This is a genomic window from Salinarimonas soli (assembly GCF_008386575.1).
GTDB lineage: Bacteria > Pseudomonadota > Alphaproteobacteria > Rhizobiales > Beijerinckiaceae > Salinarimonas_A > Salinarimonas_A soli.
In genome coordinates this window covers 218,889-225,187 of sequence record NZ_VUOA01000040.1, presented here as the reverse complement: position 1 = coordinate 225,187, position 6,299 = coordinate 218,889, and the positions used below count along the sequence as shown (strand labels likewise).

At 72.8% G+C, this 6,299-nt stretch carries 3 protein-coding genes; 1 reads left to right on the top strand and 2 read right to left on the bottom strand.

Translation table 11 applies throughout. The features are described from left to right. Positions 1-183: 183 nt before the first annotated feature. On the bottom strand, positions 184-3,198 hold the full coding sequence (gene polA, locus F0L46_RS22355; RefSeq protein ID WP_149821744.1) for a DNA polymerase I: 3,015 nt from the start codon (positions 3,196-3,198) through the stop codon (positions 184-186). Positions 3,199-3,597: 399 nt separating this feature from the next. Between polA and F0L46_RS22350 the strand changes: the two genes are divergently transcribed. Beyond that, positions 3,598-4,263: a nitroreductase family protein gene (locus F0L46_RS22350; RefSeq protein ID WP_149821742.1), complete on the top strand. Its 666-nt coding sequence runs from the start codon at positions 3,598-3,600 to the stop codon at positions 4,261-4,263. Positions 4,264-4,266: 3 nt separating this feature from the next. Here F0L46_RS22350 and F0L46_RS26960 read toward each other — a convergent pair whose 3' ends face one another. After that, positions 4,267-6,297 carry an adenylate/guanylate cyclase domain-containing protein gene (locus F0L46_RS26960; RefSeq protein WP_240540107.1) on the bottom strand — a complete coding sequence of 677 codons (2,031 nt, stop codon included), beginning with the start codon at positions 6,295-6,297 and terminating at the stop codon, positions 4,267-4,269. Positions 6,298-6,299: the final 2 nt, after the last annotated feature.

The window sequence follows — 6,299 nt, the reverse complement described above, 5'->3', positions numbered from 1 at the left end:
CCTTTGCGGGGGAGGGCTGGGGTGGGGGGTGACGGCGGAGGCGGAGCAGAAAAGTCCACAACCGTTCGCGCAGCGACCTCTCCGGACACGGCACAGCCGTCACCCCCACCCCCGGCCCCTCCCCGCAAGGGGGAGGGGAGCCACGCGCCGCCGCCCTCGGGCTCAGGCCCCCGGTAACGCCCGTCAGTGCGCCTCGTCCCAGTTCGCTGCCGCCCGCGCCTCCACCTGAAGGGGCACTTTCAGGCTCACGGCCGGGTGGGGCGCCTCCACCATCACGCGCTCGATCACCGGCAGCGTCGCCTCGACCTCGTCCTCCGGCGTCTCGAAGACGAGCTCGTCGTGGACCTGGAGCAGCATGCGGGCGTTGAGCCGCTTCTCGCGCAAAGCCTCCTCCATGCGGATCATGGCCCGGCGGATGATGTCGGCGGCCGTGCCCTGGATGGGGGCGTTGATGGCCTGGCGCTCCACCGCCTGGCGCTCGGCGGCGTTGGGGGAGCGGATCGCGGGGTAGTGGCACACCCGCCCGAACAGGGTGCGGACGTAGCCGTGCTCGCGGCAATACTTCTTCGTCTCGTCCATGTAGTCGCGGATGCCGGGAAAGCGCTCGAAATAGCGCTTGATGAAGGCCCCCGCCTCGCCCTGGTTGATCCCGAGCCGGGCCGCGAGGCCGAAGGCCGAGATGCCGTAGATGATGCCGAAATTGATGGTCTTGGCCTGCCGGCGCAGGTTGCCGTCCACCTTGTCGACCTCGACCCCGAACATCTCCGACGCTGTGGCGGTATGGATGTCGATGCCCTCCGCGAAGGCGCGCTGGAGCTGGGGGATGTCGGCGATGTGGGCCAGGAGCCGCAGCTCGATCTGGCTGTAGTCGGCCGAGACGATGCACGTGCCCTCCGCCGCCACGAAGGCCCGGCGGATCTTGCGCCCGGCCTCCGTGCGGATGGGGATGTTCTGGAGGTTGGGGTCGGAGGAGGACAGGCGGCCCGTGGTGGTGGCGGCCATGGAGAACGAGGTGTGGACCCGGCCGGTGCCGGGATGGATCGAGGCCTGGAGCGCGTCCGTGTAGGTGGATTTCAGCTTCGAGAGCTGGCGCCATTCCAGGATCTTGGCGGGCAGCTCGTGGCCGGCCTCCGCGAGCTCGTCGAGGAGGGCCGCGGGCGTCGCCCATTGGCCGGACGGGGTCTTCTTGGCGCCGGGCAGGCCCATCTTGCCGAACAGGATGTCGCCGATCTGCTTCGGGGAGCCCACGGAGAACTTCTCGCCCGCCATCTCCTGGATCTCGTCCTCGAGGCGCGCGAGCGTCTGGGCGAAGTCGCCCGACAGGCGGCTCAGGATCTGCCGGTCGACGAGGATGCCCCGGTTCTCCATGCGGGCCACCACGGCGGCGAGCGGGCGCTCCAGGGTCTCGTAGACGGTGGCGCGGTGCTCGGCCGGCAGGCGGGGCTTCAGGAGGCGCCACAGGCGCAAGGTGACGTCCGCGTCCTCGGCCGCGTAGGCCGTGGCGCGCTCCAGCGGCACGTAGTCGAAGGTGACCTTCGCCTTGCCGGTGCCCGCGACCTCGGAGAACGAGATGGTGCGGTGGCCCAGATGCCGCTCGGCGAGCTCGTCCATGCCGTGGCCGTGGCGGCCCGCGTCGAGCACGTAAGACATGAGCATTGTGTCGTCGACGGGCGCGACGTCGATGCCGTGGCGGTGGAAGACGAGCCAGTCGTACTTGATGTTCTGGCCCACCTTGAGAACCGCCGGATCCTCCAGGAGGGGCTTCAAGCGCGCGATCGCGTCGGCGATGGGGATTTGGTCGGGCAGGAGCCCGCCGCCGAACAGGTCCGCCCCGCCTCGGTGCAGGAGAGGCACGTAGGCCGCGCGCCCGGGCTCCACGCACAGGGACACGCCCACGAGATCGGCCTGGGTGCCGTCGAGCGAGTTCGTCTCCGTGTCGACGGCCACCACCCCCGCCTCCCGGGCCTGCGCGATCCAGGCGTCGAGCCGCTCCAGGGTGCGCACGCACTCGTAGGAGCCCGTGTCGAAGGGCCGGCCCATGAGGTCGGCCGCGCGCCGCGCCGCGAGGTCCGCGGGCGAGGGCCCGCCCGGCTTCGCCGCCGACACCTCGGGCAGGTCCATCCCGGCGAAGGGATCGACGTCGCCTGCGGGCGCCGGCCCGTCGGCATCGAAGGGGATCGCGTCGCCGGTGGGCTGGGCCGCCGCGGGGCCGCGGGCCGCGCCGCGGCGCATGGTGGGATCGGGATCGATGGCGTTGGGGTCGACGCCGTACTCGTCGGCGACGCGGCGCGTGACGGTTGAGAACTCCATCGCCTTGAGGAAGGAGATCAGGCGCTTGGGGTCCGGGTCGGAGAGGCGCAGATCGTCCGGGGGCACGGGCGTCGGCGCGTTCATGTCGAGGTCGACGAGGCGCTTGGAGAGGCGCGCCTGGTCGGCATAGGCGATGAGGGCCTCGCGGCGCTTGGGCTGCTTGATCTCGGGGGCGCGGGCGAGCAGCGTCTCCAGATCCCCGTATTCCCCGATGAGCTGGGCCGCCGTCTTCGGCCCGATGCCGGGCACGCCGGGTACGTTGTCGGAGGCGTCGCCCATGAGGGCGAGCACGTCGCCGATGCGCTCAGGCGGCACGCCCCAGCGCTCCTCCACGGCCGCCACGTCGAGGTTGCGCTCGGGGCGGTAGCCGGGCTTGCCCTTGGAGCCCGATTCGAAATCGTAGAAGCGCACGAGGGGCCCGACGAGCTGCATCAGGTCCTTGTCGGCGGTGACGATGAGCACGTCGGCGCCCCGCGCGGTCGCCTCCCGGCAATAGCTCGCGATGAGGTCGTCGGCCTCGTAGCCCTGCACCTCGATGGGCTCCAGGCCGAAGGCGCGCACGGCGTCGCGCATGAGGGGCATCTGGGCCTTGAGGTCGTCGGGCGCGTCGGGGCGGTGGCCCTTGTAGTCGGGATAGATCTCCTTGCGGTGCGAGCCCTCCGACTTGTCGAGCACGATGGCGAGATGCGTCGGCTTGATGCCGGCCGCCCCGTCGCGCACGAACTGGAACAGCTTGCCGCAGAACAGCCGCAGCGCCCCCGTGGGCAGCCCGTCCGAGCGGTAATTGTACTTCTGGTCCTGGTTCATGGACTGGAAGAAGGCCCGGAAGATGAAGGACGAGCCGTCGACCAGCATCAGGTGGTCGCCTGTGGAGAGGGGCTTTGGCATGCGAGACTCCGGCGCCGGGCGGGGGCTAGGGCGCGAACAGACCTAAGGGATAAGCCGCACCCGCTTCAACCGCCAGCCCATGCGACCGTTCGGGCCATCCCCGGTCCCGCTGCGTGCCTCCCCTCCCCGGGGCGCATCACCTCTCCCCGCCGCGCGGGGAGAGGGCCTCAAGCCCCCTTGCCGGGGCTTGAGGCGAGCGCGGCAGCGCGAGGGTGAGGGGGGCCTCCGATGGAGCTCAACCGTCCAGACCCCCTCATCCCCGCTCACTGGCGTTCGCTCGCTCCGGCTGCCGGTCCGCAGCCGGAGCCCTCTCCCCGCCCGCGGGGAGAGGTGGGGGCGCCCGCATGACAAAGCGGGCGCGCCGCCCTACCCTGCCGGCCGGATCAGGAGACGCCCTTCATGAACGCCCCCGGTTTCGTGCCCCTCGCCTGCGAGCCCGTCTCCGACGAGGCGATGCTGGCCCGTGCCGCCGCCTTCGAGGCGACGATGCGGCGCAGGCGCACGGTGCGCGACTTCTCGCCCGAGCCCGTGCCCCGCGCGGTCATCGAGAGCGCCATCCGCACGGCGGGCGGGGCGCCCTCGGGCGCCAACCAGCAGCCCTGGAGCTTCGTCGCGATCGGCGATCCCGCCATCAAGGCGCGCATCCGGGTGGCGGCCGAGGAGGAGGAGCGGGCGTTCTACGAGGGCCGCGCGGGCGAGGAATGGCTGGAGGCGCTGAGCGTGCTGGGCACCGACTGGGAGAAGCCGTTCCTGGAGACCGCGCCCTGGCTCGTCGTGATCTTCCAGCAGCGCTGGGGCATCGGGCCCGGGGAACGCCGGGTGAAGCACTATTACGCGCCCGAATCGGTCGGGATCGCCACGGGCTTCCTCATCGCGGCCCTGCACCATGCGGGCCTGAGCACGCTGACCCACACGCCGGCCCCCATGGGATTCCTCAACGAGATCTGCGGGCGGCCCGAGAACGAGAAGCCCGTGATCCTCCTCGTCGCCGGGCGCCCGGCCCCGGGCTGCATGGTGCCCGCCATCGGCAAGAAGGGCCTCGACGAGGTCGCGGCCTTTCTCTGACCGTCAGCGCACCGGCAGCCCAATGGGCTGGGCCAGGCGGTTGAGGCCCGGGGCGGCGGTGGCCCCGGCGCCGATGTCGTGCACGAGGCGGCGGGTCGCGGGCGGGCTCACCCTGTGGTCGACGAGCTCGATGGCATGGCGGGGGGGGAGCTTGCCGGTCTGGCGGAACATTACGGTCGCCACAGAGAGCTCGCCCGCGGCCGGGCCCGGCTGCGTGCCCGACACGATCCCGGCCGCGACGAGGGCCGGATCGAGGCGGAAGCCCACCCGTTCGCCGCCGGGCGTCACGCGGATGGCAAGGCCGCACAGCCCCGAGGGATGCGACGAGACGGGGCTGCCGTCCTCGCGCAGGGCCACCGGCATGCGGGCGGGCTGGACGCCGCCGAAGACGAGATCGGCGCAGGCGCGCCCGGGAGCGGCGCGCAGCTCCTCGATGGCGATCGGCGTCTCGGCCACGGGCGGCGGGGGCGGCACGGCGCCGGGCGAGGGCACCGCCGCCATCATGGCCGCGGGCGGGGCGGCCGGCAGCGCGACGGGAGCCGGGGCGGGCGGGCTCGGCAGGGGCATGGCCGGCACGGCCGCCTGGACGGGAGCGGCCTGAACCGGGGCGGCCGGAGGCGCCTCGGTGCGGGGCGCAGTCGGCGGCGCCGCGGCTACGACGGCCGCCGGGGGCGCTGCGGGGCTGGCACCGGGCTTGGCGAGCATGAACCAGCCGCCTGCGCCCGCTGCGACGAGGAGCGCCACGCCCGCCGCCATGGCCGGGACAGGCAAGGCCCGCGCGAGCTTCGGGGGAGATGCGGGGGCGGGAGCCGGCGGGGGCGCCGCGATCTTGGAGGCCGCGAGCGCGGTGCGCGCCGCCTCCTCGGCCGCCGCGACCCGGGCTGCGGGGGAGGCGATGGCGAAGGCGTGGACGGGGGCGAGGTTCTTCACCTCCCGGGCCCCGAGGTCCTGGAACATCACCGAGACCTTGTTCGACACCGCTTCGTGCACGGAGCGCGAGACCACGATGCCGCCGGGCTCCGCGATGCTCTCCAGGCGCGCAGCCACGTTGACGCCGTCCCCTAAGAGGTCGCCGTTGCGCTCCACCACGTCGCCGATGGAGATGCCGATGCGGAACAGGAGGCGCTTGGAGGCCTCGATGTCGGAGCCGCGGCTGCGCAGGGCCTCCTGGATGTCGACGGCGCAGCGCACCGCCTCCACGGCGCTCTCGAACTCGCACATCACCGAATCGCCGGCGGTGTTGAAGATGCGCCCGCCCGAGCGGCTCACGAACTCGTCGAAGACCTGGCGGCAGGCGTTGAGGCGGCGCAGCGTCCCCTCCTCGTCCTCCGCCATCATGCGCGAATAGCCGTAAACGTCGGCGGCCACGATGGCGGCGATCTTGCGCTTCACGGCTTTGGACTCCGGTTCGATGGCGGCGGGGCGTTTCGCGACGGTCTTGCTGACCGGATCGGGCGCGAGCCGCAGGGCGGCGAGCGCTTCCCCGAGGGTGACGACGATGGGCGTGAGGTGGTCGCCCGTGCCGAGCAGGGCGCGAAGCCGGCTCTGGGCCAGCTCGACGCCGGGATCGCCGCCGGGGATGAAGGCCGCGACGCGGGCGCCGGCTCCGAGCGCGGCGCGCACGAGGTCGGTCATGCGCTCCGCCTTGAGGGTGAGGGAATAGTCGGCCGGCACGAGGCGCAGGTCCCGGTCGAGGGCACCCGTCGCGATGACGAGGCGCTCGGCCTGGGCCGGATCGTCCACGAGGTCCCAGCCCGCGGCATGCGCGGCGTGGGCGAGCGCCACGGGGAACTCCCAGCTGCGGCCGCTCTCGAAGGCCCGGTCGAGGCGCAGCTCGAAGCAGCCCGCCGCCTCCCGCCCCAGCACCCCCGCCACGGGACCGTCGGCGGCGACGAGCCGGCTGTAATCCTCCGAGACCGGCAGGGGGCGGTAGTCGCCGTCGGCGACCACGAGGGAGAGCGGCAGGTCCCGGCGCAGGATCCGCCGGATGACGACAGGGCCGCCAGTGGTGGGGATGACGAAGAGCGCGCGCATGG

Bases quoted from the DNA above. Each gene is read 5' to 3' on its own strand.
- polA (WP_149821744.1), bottom strand. From the start codon at position 3,198: ATGCCAAAGCCCCTCTCCACAGGCGACCACCTGATGCTGGTCGACGGC.
- F0L46_RS22350 (WP_149821742.1), top strand. From the start codon at position 3,598: ATGAACGCCCCCGGTTTCGTGCCCCTCGCCTGCGAGCCCGTCTCCGAC.
- F0L46_RS26960 (WP_240540107.1), bottom strand. From the start codon at position 6,297: ATGCGCGCGCTCTTCGTCATCCCCACCACTGGCGGCCCTGTCGTCATC.